At 58.3% G+C, this 22,565-nt stretch carries 20 protein-coding genes; 14 read left to right on the top strand and 6 right to left on the bottom strand.

Translation table 11 applies throughout. The features are described 5' to 3' along the window. Positions 1–60 precede the first annotated feature (60 nt). From OEU85_RS07815 to OEU85_RS07755, 13 genes are all read left to right on the top strand, one after another. The gene (locus OEU85_RS07815) at positions 61–1,473 is read left to right on the top strand and encodes a flagellar hook protein FlgE (protein ID WP_262690915.1); all 1,413 of its coding nucleotides are present in this window, start codon (positions 61–63) and stop codon (positions 1,471–1,473) included. Between the two features lie 180 nt (positions 1,474–1,653). Continuing rightward, positions 1,654–1,935: a CtrA inhibitor SciP gene (gene sciP / locus OEU85_RS07810; protein WP_262690914.1), complete on the top strand. Its 282-nt coding sequence runs from the start codon at positions 1,654–1,656 to the stop codon at positions 1,933–1,935. A gap of 205 nt (positions 1,936–2,140) precedes the next feature. Next, complete coding sequence (gene fliF / locus OEU85_RS07805; protein ID WP_262690913.1) at positions 2,141–3,862, top strand: flagellar basal-body MS-ring/collar protein FliF; 1,722 nt, start codon at positions 2,141–2,143, stop codon at positions 3,860–3,862. Between the two features lie 73 nt (positions 3,863–3,935). Then, positions 3,936–4,925 carry a flagellar motor switch protein FliG gene (gene fliG, locus OEU85_RS07800; protein ID WP_262690912.1) on the top strand — a complete coding sequence of 330 codons (990 nt, stop codon included), beginning with the start codon at positions 3,936–3,938 and terminating at the stop codon, positions 4,923–4,925. 16 nt (positions 4,926–4,941) lie between these two features. Beyond that, entirely contained in the window at positions 4,942–5,622 is a 681-nt protein-coding gene (locus OEU85_RS07795; protein ID WP_262690911.1) for a FliH/SctL family protein, read from the top strand. 13 nt (positions 5,623–5,635) lie between these two features. Beyond that, a complete protein-coding gene (gene fliN, locus OEU85_RS07790) occupies positions 5,636–5,998 on the top strand; it encodes a flagellar motor switch protein FliN (protein WP_262690910.1) in 363 nt (120 codons plus the stop codon). Between the two features lie 30 nt (positions 5,999–6,028). Further along, positions 6,029–6,793 carry a motility protein A gene (locus OEU85_RS07785; RefSeq protein ID WP_262690909.1) on the top strand — a complete coding sequence of 255 codons (765 nt, stop codon included), beginning with the start codon at positions 6,029–6,031 and terminating at the stop codon, positions 6,791–6,793. Between the two features lie 54 nt (positions 6,794–6,847). Continuing rightward, on the top strand, positions 6,848–8,233 hold the full coding sequence (gene flbD / locus OEU85_RS07780; protein ID WP_262690908.1) for a sigma-54-dependent transcriptional regulator FlbD: 1,386 nt from the start codon (positions 6,848–6,850) through the stop codon (positions 8,231–8,233). A 40-nt stretch (positions 8,234–8,273) separates the two neighbouring features. Beyond that, positions 8,274–10,415, top strand: a complete 2,142-nt coding sequence (gene flhA / locus OEU85_RS07775) for a flagellar biosynthesis protein FlhA (protein WP_262690907.1) — start codon at positions 8,274–8,276, stop codon at positions 10,413–10,415. 70 nt (positions 10,416–10,485) lie between these two features. Next, complete coding sequence (locus tag OEU85_RS07770; RefSeq protein ID WP_262690906.1) at positions 10,486–11,505, top strand: flagellar biosynthesis protein FlhF; 1,020 nt, start codon at positions 10,486–10,488, stop codon at positions 11,503–11,505. Beyond that, entirely contained in the window at positions 11,502–12,290 is a 789-nt protein-coding gene (locus OEU85_RS07765; RefSeq protein ID WP_262690905.1) for a MinD/ParA family protein, read from the top strand. Before OEU85_RS07770 ends, OEU85_RS07765 begins: the two co-directional genes overlap by 4 nt. Positions 12,291–12,332: 42 nt before the next feature. Continuing rightward, positions 12,333–14,606, top strand: a complete 2,274-nt coding sequence (locus tag OEU85_RS07760; RefSeq protein ID WP_262690904.1) for a hypothetical protein — start codon at positions 12,333–12,335, stop codon at positions 14,604–14,606. A gap of 86 nt (positions 14,607–14,692) precedes the next feature. Continuing rightward, on the top strand, positions 14,693–15,610 hold the full coding sequence (locus OEU85_RS07755) for a DMT family transporter (protein WP_262690903.1): 918 nt from the start codon (positions 14,693–14,695) through the stop codon (positions 15,608–15,610). Positions 15,611–15,615: 5 nt separating this feature from the next. Here OEU85_RS07755 and OEU85_RS07750 read toward each other — a convergent pair whose 3' ends face one another. The 3 genes from OEU85_RS07750 to fliI all read right to left on the bottom strand — a co-directional run bounded on the left by OEU85_RS07750 (position 15,616) and on the right by fliI (position 18,885). Next, entirely contained in the window at positions 15,616–16,989 is a 1,374-nt protein-coding gene (locus OEU85_RS07750; RefSeq protein WP_262690902.1) for an aminotransferase, read from the bottom strand. A gap of 100 nt (positions 16,990–17,089) precedes the next feature. Then, complete coding sequence (locus OEU85_RS07745) at positions 17,090–17,539, bottom strand: flagellar export protein FliJ (protein ID WP_262690901.1); 450 nt, start codon at positions 17,537–17,539, stop codon at positions 17,090–17,092. Next, a complete protein-coding gene (gene fliI, locus OEU85_RS07740) occupies positions 17,536–18,885 on the bottom strand; it encodes a flagellar protein export ATPase FliI (protein ID WP_262690900.1) in 1,350 nt (449 codons plus the stop codon). The genes OEU85_RS07745 and fliI overlap by 4 nt, the downstream gene beginning before the upstream one ends. A gap of 322 nt (positions 18,886–19,207) precedes the next feature. Between fliI and ctrA the strand changes: the two genes are divergently transcribed. Beyond that, positions 19,208–19,909 (top strand): response regulator transcription factor CtrA, encoded by a 702-nt coding sequence (gene ctrA / locus OEU85_RS07735; RefSeq protein WP_262690899.1) that lies wholly within the window; start codon positions 19,208–19,210, stop codon positions 19,907–19,909. 76 nt (positions 19,910–19,985) lie between these two features. Here the strand turns inward: ctrA and OEU85_RS07730 are convergent, their stop codons facing one another. From OEU85_RS07730 to OEU85_RS07720, 3 genes are read right to left on the bottom strand one after another with little or no spacing between them, the layout of a single operon-like run. Continuing rightward, positions 19,986–20,828 carry a CheR family methyltransferase gene (locus OEU85_RS07730; protein ID WP_262690898.1) on the bottom strand — a complete coding sequence of 281 codons (843 nt, stop codon included), beginning with the start codon at positions 20,826–20,828 and terminating at the stop codon, positions 19,986–19,988. Then, entirely contained in the window at positions 20,825–22,111 is a 1,287-nt protein-coding gene (locus OEU85_RS07725) for a protein-glutamate methylesterase/protein-glutamine glutaminase (RefSeq protein ID WP_262690897.1), read from the bottom strand. The genes OEU85_RS07730 and OEU85_RS07725 overlap by 4 nt, the downstream gene beginning before the upstream one ends. 16 nt (positions 22,112–22,127) lie before the next feature. Then, positions 22,128–22,493, bottom strand: a complete 366-nt coding sequence (locus OEU85_RS07720; protein ID WP_262690896.1) for a response regulator — start codon at positions 22,491–22,493, stop codon at positions 22,128–22,130. Positions 22,494–22,565 lie beyond the last annotated feature (72 nt).

The raw sequence follows: 22,565 nt of genomic DNA, 5'->3' as shown, positions 1-22,565 counted from the left end.
AGGCTAGAGCAGAAAGCCCAAAGCCAGTGAAAACGCAAAAGAGAGTTTAGGAGAAGTAACATGGCATTCACTGCTCTGGCAGCAGGCGTATCAGGCCTCCAAGCCTTCACCGAAGGCGTTGGTGTCATCGCTGATAACATCACAAACGTAAACACGATTGGGTATAAGGAAACACGGTCCCGCTTTTCAACGCTGGTGACTGAAACCGCAGCCCTCTCGTCCTATTCACCTGGCGGCGTCCGCGCCTTCTCCGACACCCTCGTGTCGAAGCAGGGCCTTTTGCAGCCATCCGGGTCCGCGACCGATCTGTCGATCGACGGTGCGGGCTTCTTTGTCGTCCGCCAAGGTACAAGCGCAGAAGATGCCAACGGTGAGTTCCTCTTCACCCGTGCCGGTGCCTTCAGCCAGGATGATGAAGGCTTCTACAAAAACACCGCCGGTCTTTACCTGATGGGGTGGCCCACTGACTCTACCGGTGCGGTTTCAGCAAGCAACCAGAGCGATCTGGGTGAACTGCGCCCTATCAACATCAATAACCTGAACGGTTTTGGTTCTGCCACGAGCACGGTATCGCTTCGGGTAAACCTCGATACAGCCACGGCTGTGACGCCAACCACAACCTACGACCCATCCGGTGGCGCTTATAATGCTTCCACAAACCCGACCGGGCTTGGTGCCATTGCGGCGGGGGTCGTGACCGCGGATTTTGAAACCAACATCACCATTTACGATAGTCAGGGTCGTTCGCACCTCGTGAATATGTCCGCCATCAAGACAGGCACCAACTCCTGGAGCTATGAAGCCTATTTTGATGATCCGACAGTCGTTGATTCGAGTGCGCACCCGAACGGGCTGATCGCCTCCGGTGAACTGAACTTCAACACGGATGGCTCCATCGACCTTAGTGGTGGCTCCAACACGTCCACGATGCTGGACTCCACAAGCACCGCAATCACGTTCCCGGGCGGGTCGATCCCGATCACGTTTGACAGTTCTGGCGCGACAGCAGTTGAGGATGGCTCGATCACCTTCGATTTTGGGGACGATGGTCTCAAGAACGGCTTTGTACAGTCCTCGACGGAATCATCCCGTCTGTCCTTCAGCGTCGATGGCGCCGCCTTTGGCAACATCAACGGTGTGTCGATCGGTGAAGACGGTATCGTGACCGCACTGTTTGATAATGGCCTGACGCTCAGCGTTTACAAATTGCCTGTCGCTGTATTCCAGAACGCGGACGGTCTGAGCCGCCGCCAGGGCAACGCATTTGGTTCGTCTGATCTTTCCGGCGAAGTCAACCTGCAGCATCCGGGCGAAAGTGGCGCGGGTAAAGTGGCTCCAAATTCGCTTGAACAGTCCACTGTGGACCTCGCCAGCGAATTTGCGGAACTGATCAAGGTGCAACGTGCCTTCTCCGCTTCCACGCGGATTATCACGACCTCTGACCAGATCCTCGAGGAACTGACAAGACTTTAATATCAGTTCGCCAATAGCTGGCTGATATCTCTTTTGCGCAGACCGGGTGGCCCATTTGGGTCACCCGGTTCTGTTTGGAGACAGCAAAAAATTAATTCAATCTTAACCCTAGCCATTAGGCCTTTTTTAAAAAGCCCGTGCCTATACTCACTCCGGCCAACAAAAACGGGTATATAGTCAATGGCACGTGAAGACATAAAAAGTCTGGTCATAGGACCGACAGGGAAACCCCTTACCCTCGCGGATTTGCCAAGTGCGAATACGCAGCGCTGGGTTATTCGCCGCAAGGCCGAGGTTGTCGCCGCCGTGCAGGGCGGACTGCTGAGCCTCGAAGACGCGTGCAAACGCTATTCGCTATCAGTAGAAGAGTTTCTCGCCTGGCAACAAGCCATCAATGAGAATGGCCTCCCCGGCCTGCGCACCACCAGAATTCAGAAATATCGCGGCGCCCGGTCAGCCTGAATATAGACCGTCGTTCGCGCCCAAGGCGCAGAAATCTGCGCTTTCTGGCTACCCTCAGAAAATTCCCTAATATTTTCCTTTACATTTATAGGCAATTTTTGCCTAGATTTAACCATCTGTTTACCGTGACGGCGTAAGTTGGGCTCAAATCCCGCCGGGCATGGGCGGGGGCATAAATGCGGGTGCACAATTTCCGAGGTGGGTGTTGGAAGGTATTCTTCAGTTTATCAGGAATCTCGGCACGGGCCGATTGATCCTTCTGGGTGTTGTCGGTTTTGCCATTGTGATGTTTTTCACGATGATCATCGGTCGTTGGCAGACAGCCCCGATGACAACACTGTATTCCGATCTTGATCCAGCCAATGCGGCCACGATCGTGCAGCGACTCGAAGGCGAGCAGATCCCTTATGAAACCGACGCCGGCGGCCGCATCCTGCGAGTGCCCCGTGATCAGGTTGACCGTCTGCGTCTTACGCTTGCCGGTGAAGGGCTCACGGGCAGTGTGGTTGGCAAAGAGATTTTCGATCAGGATAGCGGTTTTGGCCGCACCAGCTTTGAGCTTAACGTGAACTATGTTCGCGCGGTTGAAGGTGAAATCGCCCGCACCATCAAATATCTCGGCTCGGTATCCGAAGCACGGGTGCATATTGTCATGCCCGAACGCCGGCCGTTCCAGCGTGAAGCGTCCGAGCCGACAGCATCGATCATGATCCGCACCAACGGGGCTTCGCTCGGCCGCCAGCAAGCCCAGGCCATTCAGGCCCTGGTCGCCACAGCGGTGCCAGGCCTTTCGCCCGAGCGTGTCACCATTTCGGACACCAGCGGTCGCTTGCTTGTTGATGGCGCGGCGGAACGGGGCAAGCTGGGCGGTTTTTCGAACATTGAGGAAGCCCGGCTGGCAAAAGAACGCCTCTACCGCGACAAGATCGAACAGCTTCTGGCGCGCCGTGTTGGCGATGGCCGGGTACGAGCTGAAGTCGCCGTCAGCATGGATACCAGCCGCACGACGACAAGCCAGGTCAGCTATGATCCCGATGCGCAGGTGATACTGAGCCAGAATGTAGTTGAAGAAGAAAGCCAGGACGGTGATCAGGTCGGTGGCCAGGTCACCATGGGCAACAACCTGCCTGATGCACAGGGCTTGGGTGGCAACCCATCCAACGTAGCGAAAAAAACGCAGGAAACCACCAATTTCGAGAATTCCAAAACCGAAACGGTGACGGTACAGGAGCCGGGCAAACTGACCCAAATCCGCGTGGCCGTGCTGGTCGATGGCGAGCGTACCCTTGATGAAGAAGGCAACACCACCGCTTATCAGGAGCGCAGCGCCGAAGAGATCGCGCAGTTGCAAAATCTGGTCCTGACCGCTATCCCCTATGATGAAGACCGGGGTGATCAGGTGACGGTCGCGAGTATGCGCTTTGTCGACCCCGAGCCTTTTTCCGAATCAGAGGCAGGCTTCAACCTCTTTGGCCTTAACAAACAGGACCTTCTGGAAATTCTCACGGAAGGGGGCGTGTTTGTTTCTGTTATCCTGATTATCCTTCTGGTGGTGCGCCCGCTGGTGATGCGTCTTATTGAGGCCATTCCCGATGCCCCGCCACCGCCCGACCCGAACCAGATCGAGGACCGCAGCACGGATACGCCTGCTATCGCTGGCCCGTCAGGCGGCGGTGAAGGCAATGGTATCACGCCCGAGTTGATGGCCTTGGCAGCCTCCGGCAACGAGGATGCCGCGCTTGCCATACGGCTGGCGCGCGAAAGCGGGCAGCTGACCAACACCAGCCACCGGACAGATGCCAAGATTGATCTGGCCCAGGTTGAAGGCCGCATCCAGGAAAGCGCCATCAAGAAAGTGGCTGACATTATCCGTGCGAACCCTGACGAGTCTGTCGCCATTGTTCGCACATGGCTGTATGCCGACTAGGTGACCGCGATCATACGCGCATTGTTTGTAACCAACTGAGAGCATAGGTAAGAGTGTGGCAGATTTAACCAAAATGTCAGGATCGCAGAAGGCCGCAGCCTTCATGCTGGCCATTGGCGAGGAGCATGGCCGCGCGATCTGGGAAAACCTGTCCGAGGACGAGGTCAAGGAACTGTCGCAGCATATGTCGACCCTTGGCGCCATTGATGCCATCGATGTTGAGGACCTGTTTGTCGAATTTGCCTCCAAGGTATCCACTGTTGGCAACCTCAACGGGTCGTTTGAAAGTACTGAGCGCCTGCTCAAGAAAATGCTGCCCGGTGACCGTGTCCAGATCATCATGGACGAAATTCGGGGTCCTGCCGGGCGTACCATGTGGGACAAGCTTGGCAACGTGAACGAAGTTGTGCTGGCAAGTTACCTGAAGAACGAATACCCGCAGACTGTTGCCGTGGTGCTGCAGAAGATCAAGGCCGAGCATGCGGCGCGCGTGCTGTCCGTGCTGCCGGAAGACTTCTCGATGGAAGTCATCATGCGCATGCTGCGCATGGAGGCTGTACAAAAGGACATCCTTGATAAGGTTGAACAAACCCTGCGGGTGGAGTTTATGAACAACCTTGCCCGCACCAGCCGCCGCGACAGCCACGAAACGATCGCGGAAATTTTCAACTATCTCGACCGGTCGGCTGAAAGCCGCTTCCTGGCTGCCCTTGAAGACCGCAACCGCGATAGCGCCGAACGCATTCGCGCGCTGATGTTCACCTTCGAGGATCTGGCGAACCTCGACCCATCGGGTGTTCAGACGCTGCTGCGGAACGTGGACAAGGACAAACTGGCACTGGCTATGAAGGGGGCGTCCGACACATTGCGCGACCTGTTCTTCTCAAACATGTCCGAACGCGCGGCAAAAATCCTGCGCGAGGACATGGAAGCCATGGGCCCCGTACGCCTGCGTGACGTGGACGAAGCCCAAATGGACATGGTCAACAAAGCCAAGGACCTTGCGGAAGCCGGTGAAATCCTGCTTTCCGATAACAAGGGCGAAGATGAACTTATATACTAGAGGCATGAAACGCTGAATGGCTGAACCCGTAAAATACCGATTTGACCAGGCCTTCGACGGCGGCGCCAAAAGCCGTTACGATGAGGATTTGGAGCGTGTGCGCGCCGAGGCGGAGCGCATGCAGTCGGACGCCTACAGCCAGGGTGTTGAGGAAGGACGCAAGCAGGCGTTGGGCGAGATCGAGAATGCCACCAAGGGCCTGCTGGCTCAGATTGAGCAAGCCGCGCACGGCCTGTTTTCGCAGCGCGCACAGCTTGAAAGCAGCCTCAAGCAGGAGATGGTACAACTCGCCTACGCTATCGCGTCAAAACTTGCCCCTGCCCTGTTGCGCTCACACCCGATGGCAGAGATTGAAGCACTGATCGAAGACTGCATGGCTACCATGGTGAAGGAACCGCGCCTTGTTGTTCGGGTATCGGAACCGCTGGTTGACCCGGTGAATGACCGGCTTGAGGACCTCAAGGCCGCGACAAGCTTCCCCGGTGACATCGTACTGGTGGGCGAACCCTCCTTCGGCCCGCAGGACTGTAGGGTAGAATGGCCGGACGGCGGCACCGAACGTAAACATGATGTTACAATCAGCCAGATCGAAAGCGCGGTTCAGCGCTTTGTCATGCCAGAGGATGTCCCGGCCCCAGCCGCGGCGCAAGCATCTGAAAGCGATGAGGCTGATCCAGATAGTAATGCTCAGGGATAAAGAGGAAAACTGAATGGCAAACCAAGAGGACAACAACGGGGGTGACGTCGGCCTGCAGAACTTGTCGAGTGGCACCAGCAAGTCACCCGACCTTGCGCCCAAGGAAGACGGACAGGTCCGGTCGTCGCAGGAACTTGAACCTGTATTTGATGTCCCTGTGCGTGTTCAGGCCGTTCTGGGCAAATCGACACTGGAAGTCAGCCAGCTTCTGAAGCTTGCGCCCGGCGCGGTGATCGAGCTTGACCGGAAAGTCGGTGAAGCCATTGATATTTATGTCAACAACCGGCTGGTTGCCCGGGGAGAGGTGGTTCTGGTCGAAGACCATCTGGGTGTTACCATGACCGAGATCATCAAACTTGATGGCGGCATCGTCTGATAACGATGACATGAGGGGGACAAGGACGCGATGAGCACGATTTTCGGCATGCTGGCAGCATTTTTGCTGGTGGGGGGAGCCATCTGGCTTGGTGGGTCGCCACTGGCTTTCGTCAACCTGCAGGGCGTGCTGATTGTCATACTGGGAACGATGGCGGTCACTGCCATCAGTTTCCGCCTGCAGGAGATGATCACGCTTCCAGCCAACATCTGGCAGCTTTTGCGCCATGGCCAGCGTGATCCAACCGAGGAGGCGATCAAGGTGCTGAAAATTGCCGTTGAAAGCCGCAAGCACAACGATGTGCTGATGCTGGAGAAATTGTTGCCACGCTTGAAGGACACCCCGTTCCTCGCGCAGGCAATCCAGCTCGTCGTTGACGGCTCCGAGCCGGATGAGATTGAGCAGATCCTGCGGCGCGAAGCCAGCACAGCCTCTTCTCGCCACATGCGCGCCGTGGATTTTCTGCGCCGTGCTGGTGATGTGGCGCCAGCCATGGGCCTGATCGGTACGCTCATTGGCCTTGTACGGATGCTGGGCAACCTCGACAACCCGGCCGAAATCGGCCCGGCGATGGCGGTGGCCCTTTTGACTACTTTTTACGGCGCGGTGCTCGCGCATCTTGTTTTCATCCCGCTTGCGGCGAAGACCGAGCATTGCACCGACGAAGAGCAACTTGTGAACAACCTTTATTCAATGGGGGCAACCTCAATCCGCCGGAAGGAAAATCCGCGCAGGCTTGAAATGCTCCTGAATACAATTTTGCCGCCGGCAAAAAGGGTGACCTTTTTCAAATAGACGGCAAATCGCATGAGCCGCGCAGGCAGCGGCGACATGGTACGGAGACGATAGATGCGACTACTCATTGTGGGCACCCTGAACGGGCAACTGGGCGCAGCCAGCCAGATTGCGATCGAGCGCGGCGCGAAGGTTACGCACGCCCCTGATATTGACACAGCCCTCGGCACGCTACGGACGCGCGGTGCGGACCTTCTGATGGTTGAGGTCTCACTCGACATCCCGAGCCTCATCCCGAAACTGCGGGCCGAACACTTCTCGATCCCTGTGGTGGCATGCGGCATTGGCACCGACCCCAAGATTGCGGCAGCGGCCATTCGTGGCGGGGCCAAGGAATATATCCCCCTGCCCCCGGATGCGGAATTGATCGCAGCCGTCCTTGAAGCCGTGACCGAAGACAGCCAGGCTTTCATTTACCGTGACCCAATCATGAAAAATGTGGCGGCGCTGGCGGAACAGGTGGCACCAAGCGAGGCCAGCATCATGATTACCGGCGAAAGCGGTACCGGTAAGGAAGTGATGGCGCGTTTCGTTCACCAGAAAAGCCGCCGCGCCAACAAACCATTTGTGGCCGTCAACTGCGCTGCCATCCCGGAAAACCTGCTGGAGTCGGAATTGTTCGGGCATGAAAAAGGCGCCTTCACCGGTGCTGTCGCCCGCCGGATCGGTAAGTTTGAGGAAGCTCATGGCGGCACGCTGCTGCTTGACGAGATTTCAGAGATGGATGTGCGTCTGCAGGCCAAACTGCTGCGCGCCATTCAGGAACGCCAGATCGACCGCGTTGGTGGCGCCAAACCCGTAAACGTTAACATCCGCATCATCGCCACCTCGAACCGCAACCTGCAGGAAGAGGTGAAGGCTGGCAATTTCCGCGAGGACCTTTTCTTCCGCCTTAACGTCGTGAACCTGCGGGTACCGTCGCTGCGGGAACGTCCGGCGGACATTCAGGCTCTGGCAAACCATTTCGCCAAAAAATATGCCGAGATAAACCAGGTACAGGAACGTACCGTCTCTGACGACGCGATGAAGATGCTGCAGGCACACAACTGGCAAGGCAACGTGCGGGAGCTGGAGAACACCATTCACCGCGCCGTGCTGCTTGCCACAGGTGACGAAATTTCAACCGCCGCAATCCTGCTGCCCGACGCCAGCGGCAACATTACGTTCGGCACAGCGCCTGTAAGCAATGGCGGCAACGTCACAGGCAGCGCCGGCGCAGACAGCGGCAGCGCAGATGGCGATGACAGCGCGGCGACAATGGTCGGGAAGACTGTCGCAGAGGTAGAGCGTGAACTTATCATCGATACCCTCAAGCACTGTCTTGGCAATCGCACACATGCGGCCAATATTCTTGGCATTTCTATCCGCACCCTCAGGAACAAGCTGAACCAGTATCAGACAGAAGGTGTTTCCATCCCGCAACCCGGCGCGCCGGTTTAAGGCTCTTTAACCTCACGATGAAACGTCACGAGTATAAAGCATGAGTGATACAGCATCAGGCGGCGGCCAACCGGGCGGCGATGGCGGCGGAGGCGGCCCTTCAGCCGGCAGTGCCGCGCTAAGCGCTATTCTCGGCGGGGTCAGAAGCTCCGACGTTGCCTTCGCGCTTGGCATGGTTACCATCATCATGATGCTCATCATGCCAATGCCCAGTTGGCTGCTGGACCTCATGCTGGCTGCTTCCATCACCTTTTCGGTGATGGTGCTCATGACGTGCATATTCATACAGAAACCTCTGCAATTCAGCAGTTTCCCGACGGTCCTCCTGATCGCGACCATGCTCAGGCTATCGCTCAATATGGCGTCCACCCGGCTTATCCTGTCGGAAGGGCACACAGGCACCGACGCCGCCGGCAAAGTGATTGAGGCGTTTGGCGCCTTCCTGATGGGCGGTCAGGTTGTCATTGGCATCATTGTATTTGCCATCCTTGTCATCGTGAACTTTATGGTTATCACCAAGGGCTCGGGCCGGATCGCGGAAGTCGCGGCCCGGTTCAGCCTCGACGCCATGCCTGGTAAACAAATGGCCATTGATGCCGATATGTCGGCGGGGCTGATCGATGAAAACGAAGCCAAGATCCGCCGCAAGGAGCTTGAGGACGAAAGCACCTTCTTCGGCTCCATGGACGGTGCGGCAAAGTTCGTGCGCGGGGACGCCATCGCTGGCATCCTGATTACGCTCATCAACATCATCGGCGGCATCATCATCGGCGTGGTGATCAATGATATCTCGCTGTCCGACGCGATGAACCAATATACCATCCTGACCGTAGGCGACGGTCTGGTTTCGCAGATCCCGGCGCTGATCGTCTCCACCGCTGCTGGTATGCTTGTCACCAAAGCAGGCGTCACCGGCCAGACCGACAAGGCGCTTTTTGGTCAACTCAGTGGGTATCCACGCGCGCTTGGCGTCACCTCCGCGCTGCTTTTTGGCATGGGGTTGATGCCCGGCATTCCGTTCCTTCCGTTCGCCCTTTTTGGCGGCACCCTCGGTTACATGGCATACGCCATTGGCAACAAACGCGAGAAGGCCGCCGTCGCTGAAGCGAAAGCAACAAAAGATGCCGAGCATACCGCCGTCCCCGCCGAAGAGCCTATCAGCTCCGCGCTTGCCATTGACCAGCTTCGGCTGGAACTTGGTTACGGCCTGCTGACCCTGATCAACGATGACAGCGGCTTCCGGCTGACCGACCAGATCAAGGCGCTCAGGCGCCAGTTGGCAAGCGAGATGGGCTTTGTCATGCCCTCGGTGCGCATCCTCGACAACATGCAACTGCCCGCCAATACCTATGTGCTCAGGGTCAAGGAAACCGAAGTAGGGCGCGGTGATATCCGCCCCGGCATGCTTCTGGTGATGGACCCTGAAGGCCAACCCGTGCAGATACCGGGCGAAGCCACCACCGAGCCCGCGTTTGGCCTGCCCGCCACGTGGGTCGACGCGGGCGCACGCGAGGAAGCCAGCTTCCGCGGTTATACAGTTGTAGACGCCGCCACCGTGATCACGACGCATCTGACCGAGGTCATCAAGGACAATATGGCCGAACTGCTGTCCTATGCCGAAACGCAGAAGCTGCTTGATGACCTGTCGAGCGAGCACCAAAAACTGGTGGCCGATATTGTGCCAAGCCAGATCACCACGTCGAGCATCCAGCGTGTGTTGCAGTCGCTTCTGGGTGAACGCGTCTCGATCCGCGACCTGCCCACCATCCTTGAAGGTATCGCGGAGGCCACAGGCTTCACGCAGAATATCGTCTCGATCACCGAACATGTGCGCACGCGGCTTGGCCGCCAGCTTTGCTCGGCCTATTCCAATATGCAGGGGCTTGTGCCCCTGATCACGCTTTCGCCCGAATGGGAACAGGCTTTCGCTGAAAGCCTTGTCGGGCAAGGCGAGGAAAAGCAACTTGCCATGGCGCCGTCACGCTTGCAGGAATTCATCAATTCGGTGCGGATCATCTACGACCAGCAGGCCGAACGCGGCGAACAACCGGTGTTGCTGACGAGTCCGCTGGTGCGGCCTTATGTGCGGTCGATCATCGAACGTTTCCGCCCGGCAACCGTGGTCATGAGCCAGAACGAAATTCACCCGCAGGCGAAAATTCGCACACTGGGCCAGATTTAAGAACAGACCGAAGAATAAGAACAAGCGCGGCCCAAGGGCTGCCACGTGAAACTGAGGACAGAAACGGCTTATGCGCCTTAAAACCTTCCACGCGAAAAACATGGCCGCGGTGATGGACCAGGTGCGCAGTGAACTGGGCCCCGACGCGATCATCATCCAGGTCGAAGAAGGCAAGGCCGGGGTGCGCGTCACCGCCGCCCTTGAAGCTGGTGCCACACCGCCCCCGCCCAAAAAAGCACCCCGACCGGAGGAAACGCCGTTGGCGTTTGAAGCCGCGCATCCCTTCCCCAAGGCGCGGGATTTTGACAATGGCGACGTCAGCGCTGTGCTTAACCACCATGGCCTGCCGTTTGAAACCGCCTCTCACTTCTCTGAAGCGGTGCGCGCGATTGAGGGCGGCACCCTCTCAGAAGCGTTTTCGACCGCACTTGAGGCCACCATCCGCTTCAGCCCCATCACCGACGCCACTACCCGGCCGGTGATGCTGGTGGGGCCACCCGGTGCCGGTAAAACCATCTGTGCCGCCAAGCTGACGGCAGATGCCGTGCTGCATGAACGCCGTGTGCATCTCATTTCCACCGACACAGTCAAGGCGTCGGGCATTCATCAGTTGGACCATTTTGCCCAGCTTATGAAGCAGACGGTATCCACCGCCGATACGCCCAAGGAGCTTGAAGCGGTTATGCGCGCGAAGACCACCCAGGGCGGACTGACGATAATCGACACCCCCGGCACCAATCCGTTCAATATGGATGAGTTGAAGGAACTGCTGAAATTCATCCAGACGGTAGATGCCGAACCCGTGTTGGTGATGCCTGCCGGGCTTGATGCGCTGGACGCACAGGAAATCGCCGGTGTATTCGCAAAAATGGGCTGCCAGCGTTTTATCGCCACCCGGCTTGACGCAGCACGCCGCTATGCCAGCATGATCATGGCCGCCCGGCCCGGCTATCTGGCGCTGGCCGCGATCAGTCGTAGCCCCTATGTGGCCGAAGGGCTTGAGACCGCCTCGCCCATGACAATTTCCCGCCTGCTGACCGCCCTGCCCGGTCGCCGCAAGCAAGACGACAAAATGGATAAAAACACATGACAGACGCCCCGACGACACGAGACAAGGATACGCTGGAGCGCCGCCTGATCACCGTGGCTAGCGGCAAGGGCGGCGTTGGCAAGACATGGCTGTCCGTTACACTGACCCATGCACTGGCGCAGGCGGGCAAGGACGTATTGCTGTTTGACGGTGACCTTGGCCTTGCCAATGTGGATATCCAGCTTGGCCTGATGCCACAGCGTGACCTCGGCCAGTTCATCACCGGCGAGGCCCCGCTTCGGGACATCGTCTGCCGCTATGACGGCCAGAAGGACAGCGGATTTGACGTGTTGCCCGGCAAGTCCGGGTCTGGCGCACTGGGAAGCCTGACCAAGGAAACTCTGGTCAAGATCCGCACCGGGCTGACCGCGCTGGCGTCGCGCTACGACCATGTCCTGCTGGATCTTGCGGCGGGTGTTGACCCGTCCGTCACCACGCTGTCGAAGCACAAGGGCAAGGTGATTGTGGTGATGACTTCCGACCCCACATCCCTGACCGACGCCTATGCCTTTATCAAGATTACCGCCATGCGGAACCCGGGTGCCGACCTTTCCATCGTTGTCAATAATGTCGCATCGAAGAAGGAAGGTGAGCGCGCCTATGAGGCTATCAAGCGCGCCTGCGAAGGATTTTTGAAGATTTCACCGCCACTTATCGGTATCATCAAGAACGACGCCAAGGTTGTTGATGCCATCCGCTCGCAGGTTCCGCTTCTAAGCAGGCACCCGCAGTCGGAAGCCGCAAAGGACATCAAGGCGCTGGCGGCAGCGATCGTCGGGCGATAATTTCCCCGCTGTCGCGGCCCATGGAATTTCTTGGGGAGCGCGATGAGCGACATAACCGGCACACCACTGCCTAAAGCTGTAGACCCGGCAAACCGGGTCACAGATCGCGCTGGTACTGTGTCCAAAGACCCCGCGCGCAGCGAAACGCAGGCCAAGGAACGCCACGGCGAACAAAGCACCAAAAACGACCGCTCGGATGCGCTGCATGGCCGCGACCCCGCGGTCTCGATCTCTGCCAGCGCCGCACATCTTGAAATCGGTGAGCGGCTCAAGCAGCAGGTCAACAAGGTTGACCTTGAAGGCAGGCCCATCATTGTCACGGAAACCGCGACCTTTGCGCTCAGGCCCGATGCGGGGCTGAGGCCCGGTGACGACGTGGAGCTGGAAATTGTCGAGGCGGGTAAAAAGGTGTCCGCCGATCTTTTCATGAAAAATGGCCGGTTGATCGATCCGCCCATCCGCCTCGCCCTCATCGTTATCGCAATTCATGCGCCCGAGGGCGACCCCGCACAGGCACAAGGCCAATCGCACGCTGCCACATCCTACAGCAGCTATTCCCGCAACGTCAGCCTGTCGGAAGACCCGGAGGCATTGGCAAAGCTATTGGGTGCACGTGCTTCAACGCTGCCGAACGCGACAAACAATACACAGCCATACACACCACCAACACCAATTGCGCCGCCGCCCCAGCCCGGGCAGCCGCGCCCCGCCCCCCATGTGCTGGTCGCCGATAACCCGGACAAAGTGGGCGCACGATCCAATAGCTCAGACCTCGCAACCCTGATCGCCGCACAGCAGGGGCAGGCCCCCCGGGCCTATCCCTTCCAGCCCAGCACGCCACAGGCTTCGCTAATGCCCGGCGCCGCGCCGCCCGATGGTGCACACTTCATCCCGAAATCCCCCTTGACCGCGATGGCGGCTGAGGCAGGCCCGAAGGCAACCGGGCTTGGACCGCCCCTGCCGGCTTTCACGCTGGAGGGAAGTGCCCGCACACTGCAACTGATGGACCCGGCGATCAGCCGTGTGATCCCGGCAGAGGTAGCTGTCGTGCAAACCGTTCAACCCCTCGCGCCTGAGCTTGCCAAAACCCTGCCGATGTCTGTCGCGCAGATCAGTGCCGCCGGTGCACCGCTGGCCAAGGTGGAAACCAGCCTCGGCAATTTTGTCATGCCGCTACCGGCCGCGACCGGCCTGTCAGGCGAACAGGTCCGCGTCAGCACGCCCGAAGCCGCCCAGCCACCTGCACAGGCAACCACTGTGCCCACGGGCTTCAAGGCCCGGCTTGTGCCGCCAACCCAACCCAGCAACCAGCAGGCCCCCCGCAATATTGTGATGAATGTTCTGGCGGACACCACGCAAGCCGACCCGGCCAAACAACAGGCAACTGTGAAAGCCGTGCATATCGCGCGTGCCTTTTTAGGGCCGGACGGCCCACGCGCCGACCTGCGGATCGACACAACGCGTGGGCTTATCACCGCGACCCTGCCAAACGCGCTGCGTCCCGCCATCGGCGCGAGCATAGAATTCTCTTTCCCACCAGTGGCTGACAATGCACCGCTGCCAGCCAGCATGACCTATGCCAACGCACCCACAGCAGTGCCCACAGCCGCAGTGGTGCCTGAGGCTGCTAGCATGACAGCCCTTAGCCATCAGGCGTGGCCCGCGCTACAGGAGAGTATGACCCTGCTTGCCGCCCATGACCCAGCCGCGATGAGCAGCCTTGTCACCAAGTCGGCGGATGGTGGTGGTAAGCTGGCCAACAGCCTGTTGTTTTTCCTCGCCGCAGCCGGACGAGGCAATCCGGAAGGCTGGATCGGTGATGAAGCCAGCAAAGCACTTGAACGCCACAATCGCAGTCTGCTGGACATGCTGAAGCAGGATGTAGCGCAACTGATGACACGCGCAACAGAAGGCGCGGGCGACTGGCGACAGGTCCTGCTGCCATTTGACGCGCGTGGCGGTGACATGCCGCTGATTGCCATGCTGTTTGGCCAGGGCCCGCATGTTGACCCGGACCGAGAACACGCTGGCCGCGAAGGGCAGGACGGCAAAGATGACGAAGACCTCAAGCGCTTTGTCCTTGAGGTGCAATTCTCTATCCTTGGCCCGGTCCAGCTTGACGGTGTGATCCGCGGCCAGAAATTTGATCTCACCTTAAGAACCACAGCGGCGCTGCCCTCCGGCCTGAGGCATGACGCCATCCGCCTCTTTGATGACGCGCTTGCGGCCAGCGCCTTCACCGGCCAGCTCAATATACAGGAGCAGACGGCCTTCCCCGTAGATGTGGCGGCCATCATGGCGGGTGGCAAAGCTTAACTTCCGCACAAAGACAAATCGCTTGACCATGGGCTATAGCCTGTTACTTCGATAGGCATAGAACAAAGACAAGCGAGGTCATCATCATGGGCGTTCTTCTGGCGTTTTTCGGCTGTGTGCTGATATGGGGCTCCACATGGTACGCCATTGAGCTACAGCTTGGTATTGTGCCCAAGGAATGGTCGCTGGTGTACCGGTTTGGCCTCGCGTCGCTTGTGCTTTTTGCCATTTGCCTGCTCAAGCGGGAGCGGCTTCGCATCAAGCTCAGGAACCATGTCTGGATGGCCATCACCGGCATGACTCTGTTTTCAACCGGTTATGTCTTCACCTATTGGGGCACGGAATACCTGACGTCCGGGCTGGTGGCTGTGACATTTTCGATGCTGTCGTTCCTCAATATCGTCAACGCCCGCATTTTTCTTGGCAACCCGATCACACTCAGCACCATTGGCGCCGCCCTTATCGGCATCGTCGGGCTGGTGCTGATCTTCATGCCGGAAATCTCCACGTTGTCGCTTGCGGATGATACCACGCTTGGCGTTGCCCTGTGCCTGATAGCCACGGTCGTCGCCTCCCTTGGCAATGTGTCGGCAGGTGCAGCGTCCACACGGTCCGTGCCGGTTTTGTCCTTCAATGCATGGAGCCTGGGCTACGGCGCCCTTACCAACCTTGTGTTTGCACTCGCGTCCGGCAAGGCTATCGCCTTTGACCCGCACGCGCCTTATGTGCTGTCGCTTCTCTATCTGTCGCTTGTGGGTACGGTAATCGCCTTTTCCATGTATGTCTGGCTTATCGGCAAAATTGGCGTGGGCCGCGCGGCCTATATGGCGGTGATGGTGCCGGTGGTGGCGCTTGTCATCTCAACGCTGTTGGAAGGATTTGTCTGGACAGTTGAGGCCATGATCGGCCTGTCGCTGGTAATCATCGGCAATGTCACCATGATCCGCCGCAAGGCACCTGCCGCGAAACCTTGCGCGCCGGACGCTGCCCAACCGGCGAAATAGCAGCCTTAACCAAGCTGTGTTTGAATATCGTCAAGCGCTTCTCGCAGGGTCTTGGCGATAAAGTCTATTTCCCCATGGTTCAGGATGAAGGGCGGGCACAGCACCAGCACATTGCCCACCGGGCGCACGATAAGCCCGCGCATCAGCGCCGCCTGACCAACATGTTCGCAGATGGCCGCCTCCAGGGGATATTGCTCACGCGTTTCCTTGTTTTTCGCCAGTTCAATGCCTGCCATCAGGCCACTGACCCGCGCTTCGCCCACCAGGGGATGGTCTTCAAGGGACTTCAGCGCACGCGCAAAATACGGGCCGGTATCGTTTGCAATTTGTGTGACCAGCCCTTCGTTCTCGAGAATTTCGATATTCTTCAGCGCAACCGCCGCCGTGACCGGATGCCCGCTGGTGGTAAAACCGTGCTGCAATACGGCCTCGCGTCCCTCGATCACATTCGCGATCTCATCACTGATTACCGCGGCGGATATCGGTAGATAGGCCGATGACAGGCCCTTCGCAAGGGCCATCATGTCGGCCTTGAAGCCGAGGGTTTCCTGCGCGAACCAGTTACCGGTGCGGCCAAAGCCGGTGACCACCTCATCGGCCACCAAAAGCACGTCATACTTGCGGCAGATGCGCTCAACCTCCGGCCAGTAGGTCGTGGGCGGGACCACAGCCCCCAATGTACCCTGAATAGGCTCTCCCCAGAAAGCAGCGACATTCTCGGGCCCCGCTTCAAGAATTTTTGCCTCAAGGTCGCGCGCAGCGTGCAGGCCAAATTCCTCGGGGCTCATATCGCCCCCCAGCCGGTACCAGAAAGGCGCCATGGCGTGGATGACATCCTTGCCCGCCTTCAGGCCAAAGTCATCCAGCATGGCCTTGTTGCCGTTCAGCAGCGTCGTGGCGATCGTGCTGCCGTGGTAAGCATAGTCGCGGCTGATGATAATGCGTTTTTTGTCCTCGCCTTTGCGCGCCCAGTAAAGCCGCACCAGTTTGATCAGCGTCTCATTGGCTTCAGAGCCTGAGTTGGCGAAAAACACCTTGTTCATATGGGCGGGCGCATACTCGGCAATCTTGGCGGCTAGCGGCCCGGCATAAGGGTTCGAGACCGCCGCAAACGAATGATAGTACGCCAGCCGTTCCATAGCGTCAGCGGCCGCGTTGGCAATTTCCCTACGACCATAACCGACATTCACACAGCCAAGTCCGGCCATGGCGTCCAGCAGGCGAATGTTCTGCCCGGTGATGTAACAGCCCTCAGCGTGTTCGATCACGAAAGGCGGCGCTTTCCTCAGCGCGCCGGGGTCGGTGAAGGGATGCAGGTGATGCGCACGGTCCGCATCCTGAATCTGCGTCAGGATATCTTCATCTGTCATCTGCGCCATGATGTGCCCTTCCCTAAATTAGCCTGATACCACTGTAACATGCGGGGCAAAGGGTAACATAATCAAGTGCTTATTTAGTATAGGGCTGGCGCGGGGCCGATCAGCGGCGCATCTTCAGGTGGCGGCTGTCGGTCATCGCTTCCTGGCGAGCGTGATTCTGGATGCCAAGTTCATCGAAGGCTTCCTGTTCTTCCTTGTCCTCAGCCGCCTTGACGCGTTTCATTTCCTGCTCGTGGGCAATCTCATATATTTTCAGCTCACGGAAGCTTTCAGCCACCTTGTCGCGGTGTTCGTCGACTTCCTCGTCCTTGCGGGCAAGGTCTTCGCGCAGCATATCCTGCTTTTTGCGCACCCCTTCAAGATACAGCCCAAGCGTGAGGGTTGAGACCTCCAGTCCACCGGCCGTGCGGGCCTGCTCGGCCTTTTCTTCCTCAAGCATGTCGATCGTGGCGGCAATGGAGTCACGCTCAGCCTGCAACACGGCCAGAACACGGCGCTGTTCGTCAAGCTCCCACTTCCTCAAGCGGATGATGCCGTCCAGCCGGCTCATGCGTTATCCCCGTTCAGGGCATGATACGCCGGCCCGGTTTCGAGGATCTGGCGCAGGCGTTGGTAGCCTTCACCAAGCGGGGTTTTGTCGTCCTTCCACTGGCTGAGGAATTCCTCGATCGGCTCATTGTAGCCGATGGCGGCGTCCACGTCCGGGTTGCTGCCCTGCCGGTAAGCGCCCAGGCGGATCATCTCCTCCATATCGGAATAGGTGGACATATAGCGTTTGGCTTCGCGCACCAGCAAATTCTCATCGTCCGAGTTACAGCGCGGCATGGTCCGCGAGATGGACTTTAGGATATTGATCGCCGGGTAGCGACCGCGCTCCGCGATCGCGCGTTCCATCACGATGTGCCCATCCAGAATACCCCGCACGGCATCGGCCACCGGTTCGTTGTGGTCGTCACCTTCCACCAGCACGGTGAAAAGCCCGGTGATATTGCCCTGCCCCCGTGGTCCCGGTCCCGCGCGCTCGAGAAGGCGCGGCAGCTCAGTAAAGACGGTAGGCGTATACCCCTTACTGGTTGGCGGTTCGCCGCCCGCAAGGCCAATTTCGCGCTGCGCCATGGCAAAGCGGGTCACGCTGTCCATCAGGCACATGACATCTTTGCCACGGTCGCGGAAAAATTCAGCCAAAGTGAGCGTCAGGTGCGCGGCCTGACGGCGCATCAGTGCGCTTTCGTCCGAGGTCGCGACCACGACAACCGACCGCGCAAGGCCGTCTTCGCCCAGGTCATCCTCAATAAATTCCTGTACCTCGCGGCCCCGCTCACCAATAAGGCCGATCACGCTGACGTCTGAATCGGAATGCCGCGCCACCATGGACAAAAGCACCGATTTACCCACACCCGAGCCTGCGAAAATACCCATACGCTGGCCACGGCAGCAGCTCACGAACGTATTGAGCGCCCGCACGCCAAGGTCGAGCTTGCCCCCGACTCGCTGGCGGCTGTGCGCCGGCGGTGGTCCTGCGCGCAATAGTTGGGGTCTTGTGCCGTTCCTGATCGGGCCTTTTCCGTCGATCGGCTCACCAAGCGCGTTCACCACACGGCCAAGCCATGCGGAGCTTGGGAACACCTCCGGTTCACTTTGTGTGAGGGTCACCTTGCAGCCGACGCCGACACCTTCAAGCACATCAAAAGGCATGGCAAGCGCAGTTTCATGGCGAAAGCCAACCACCTCGACCGGGACTTTCTTGAAGCTGCGAGTTTCAATCTCAAGACGGGAACCGATCGAGATATGCTGGCCGATTCCTGCCAGTTCCACGAGCAAACCGCGCACGCCCGTGACACGGCCGAACCGTTTTTCCGTCTGAATACGATCTACTTCCTGGATTAAGCTTAGCACGCTGTTCTCTTATCCTGGCCTGACCCCCAAGGCCGACGCGGTACCCCCGCCGATGTCCCTGGCGAAGCTTCTGTTCTGGTGTGCCCAATATGCACACAGCGGTTTAAAGATTGGTAAAAGCCATGGCCTTTTTAGTCAAACGCCTTTCCATCTCCCGTGATTTTTATTGGACAATCTGTTAACCTTCGTTAACATTAACCATAGAAACACGCCTTGGGCGGGAGGGGTCGCCGCACAGGAGGCCAATCGTGTTTCGGCGGCAGAAAGTACGCCGAGTTGTTTTGGCTCATGCCGGATAACAACACTAACCTGGGGAATAAATATGCGTGTTCTTTTAATTGAAGACGACCCAACCATGACCCGCAGCATCGAGCTGATGCTCACTGCCGAAGGGTTCAATGTCTATAGCACCGACCTTGGTGAAGAAGGCCTCGACCTCGGCAAGCTGTATGATTATGATATCATTCTTCTTGATTTGAACCTGCCGGATATGCACGGCTATGACGTTCTCAAGAAGTTGCGCACCGCGAAGGTGAACACACCGATCCTGATCCTTTCCGGCCTGACGGAAATGGAAAACAAGGTCAAGGGCCTTGGTTTCGGCGCGGACGATTATATGACCAAACCCTTCCACAAGGAGGAACTGGTTGCCCGTATCCACGCCATTGTGCGCCGCTCGAAAGGCCACTCGCAGTCGATCATCAAGACCGGCAAACTGGCCGTGAACCTTGATACCAAGACGGTCGAGGTTTCGAACCAGCGTGTACACCTGACCGGCAAGGAATATGCGATGCTTGAACTCTTGTCCCTTCGGAAAGGCAGCACGCTCACCAAGGAAATGTTCCTCAACCACCTTTATGGCGGCATTGATGAGCCTGAGCTGAAGATCATCGACGTGTTCATCTGCAAGCTCAGGAAAAAGCTCGCAACCGCATCGGACGGCGATAACTATATTGAAACCGTCTGGGGCCGCGGCTATGTGCTGAGGAACCCGGTGGAAGAGACCGAAGCCGCCGCGAGCTGAGCCTGGTTTCTCTCCGTACCCATAAAAAGGCGGCCACCTGGGCCGCCTTTTCTTTGTCTGATATCCTGCAAGAGCGCTAGCCGAGGCCCATGGCTTTTTCCGCCGTGCCGTCAGAGGGCACATACATGCCGCGCTGGCCGCGTACGGGGCGGAAGCTGTCGGTGATACCCAGTACGGTTTCAGCCGCGCCAAGGAACAAGGTACCGTCAGACGCGAGGCACTTGCGCATGCGCTCCAGCACATCCTTTTTGGTCTGCTGGTCGAAGTAGATCAGCACGTTGCGGCAATAGATGACATCAACCGTGCCCATGCCGATGAAATTACTCAGGAGATTGAACGGACGGAAAGTCACCATCTTGCGAATGTCGTCGCTCAGGCGCCACATGTCGCCCTCCTGCTTGAAATATTTGATCAGCATCTGGATCGGCAGGCCACGCTGGACCTCGAACTGGCTGTAGGTACCAGCCTTGGCTTTCTCCAGCACTTGAGTGCAGATGTCGGTGCCAACGATCTCGATATTCCAGTTTTGCCACTTTATCCAGTTTTCGCGCAGCAGAATGGCAAGCGAATAAGGCTCCTGCCCCGTGGAGGCGGCAGCACACCAGATACGCAGGCGTTTCTGGGTGCCACGATTCTTTTCCATCGCGGGCAGCACGTGGTTTTTAAACAGGTCAAACGGCGTGTTGTCGCGGAAAAAGAAGGATTCGTTGGTGGTCATCGCCTCGGTGACGTCACGAATAAGGCCATCTTCGCGGGTCATGCGCAGCTTTTGCACCAACGCGTCCAGGGTGTCGAGGCCGCGTTTGCGCGCAAGCGGCGTCAACCGGCTTTCCAGCAGGTACACCTTGTCGGGCGTCAGCATCAGGCCGGAACGCTCTTTCAGCATTGATGCGAGGAATTCAAAATCTTCTGTTTTCATCCGAATCCTCCTTGCAGCCGCGTTGCTGCCGCTTCACCCAATTTATCAACAGGAAGTACCTCCGTACAAAGCCCTGCGGTCGCAACCGCTCCAGGCATACCCCATACAACGCTGCTTGCCTCGTCCTGTGCCAGCAGTGTGCCCCCCGTTCGTGTCAGTTCTCTTGCGCCCTTGAGCCCGTCATGGCCCATCCCGGTCAGGATCACCGCCAGGACATTCTCGCCATAAGCGGTGGCGAGGCTGCGAAACAGCGGGTCCACCGCCGGGCGGCAGAAATTCTCTGGCGGTTCGTCGGTCAAGCGCACCTGCGCCTTGCCGTCCACCATGTCCACTTCCATGTGTCGCCCGCCCGGCGCCACATAAACTTCACCCGGCACCAGCACCTGGCCGTCGTGTGCTTCCTGGGTTTTCCACCCGGTAGCCTGCGCCAGATGTTCCGCCAGAATTGCGGTGAATGTCGCAGGCATATGCTGTGTGATCAGCACCGGCACACCCGGTGCGCGTTTGAAACCGGCAAAAAACTTCATCAGCGCCTGCGGTCCCCCGGTGGATGACCCGATCGCCAGAACCTTGGGCCGTCGGAACGATCCTTTGCGCAGGCTGATTGCCTTGCCAACGGGGTCGGCTGCCACCACGGGTTCTGCCCGACGGGCGGAGGTCACGGCAACAGGCGCCGCGGGCCTGCGGGTCGTTACAAAACCGGTGGTCGGTGCGCTGGCACCGGGGCGGGACACCGACACCGTACGGGCGGCAAGCCCTGCGGTCGTCGCGCCGCCACCCGGCGCTCCCGGGTCATTGGCGCCCTTGGGCAAATCTTCGCCGCGCTTCTTGCGGCGGCGGGAAGCCCAGGCCTTCACCTTGTCCACCAGTTCACGGCGGAAATCGATACTCGCATTCACTGACCGGGCGGTCTCGGGCTTTGGTACATAGTCAACCGCCCCCATCTGCATGGCACGCAGGCTGACCTCCGCATTTTTACGGGTAAGCGTTGAGGCCATCACCACCTGAAGGTCGGGTTTCATCTCGATCATGCGCGGCAGTGCCGTCAGGCCGTCCATCTCCGGCATCTCGATGTCGAGCACTACAACTTCAATATCGTTGGCTTGCAACTGCCTGAGGGCAACCGCGCCGTTGTTGGCTGTGGTCACCACCTCAATTTCACTGTCTTCAGACAGATAGCGACACAGGAATCCACGGATAATGGCGCTGTCATCTACCACCATCACCCGGTACGGGCCACCTTTTCCCGGTATTGCCGTTGTTTTTGAAACCGCAGAATTCACGCGGGTATCCCTATAATTACATCAACCCAACCTGGGTGAACTTGGCCTCAATGATCTCACGGTCGAAGGGCTTCATGATATATTCATTGGCGCCTGCCTCGATGGCGGTACGGATATGCGCCATGTCGTTCTCCGTTGTACAGAAAACGATGATCGGCTGTTCCACGCCCTCGCGCGAACGGATTGCTTTCAAGAACTCAAGCCCGTCCATGACCGGCATGTTCCAATCGAGAAGCACAACGTCCGGCATGTTGCGGTCACACGCATCCAAGGCGTCCTGACCATCCACGGCTTCCTCAATTTCGAAATTGAGTTCTTCCAAAATACGTCTTGCGACCTTGCGGATCACTTTTGAGTCGTCAACGACAAGACATAACTTCATTTGCTGATGTCTCCCAACTCCACCGTTTACGGTGAATCCCTATAATATTGGTTATAATTTTATTATCCGCCG

It is taken from the genome of Kordiimonas aestuarii (assembly GCF_025574465.1).
In the GTDB taxonomy this organism is placed as follows: domain Bacteria; phylum Pseudomonadota; class Alphaproteobacteria; order Sphingomonadales; family Kordiimonadaceae; genus Kordiimonas; species Kordiimonas aestuarii.
This window is presented reverse-complemented; position numbering and strand designations above follow the sequence as displayed.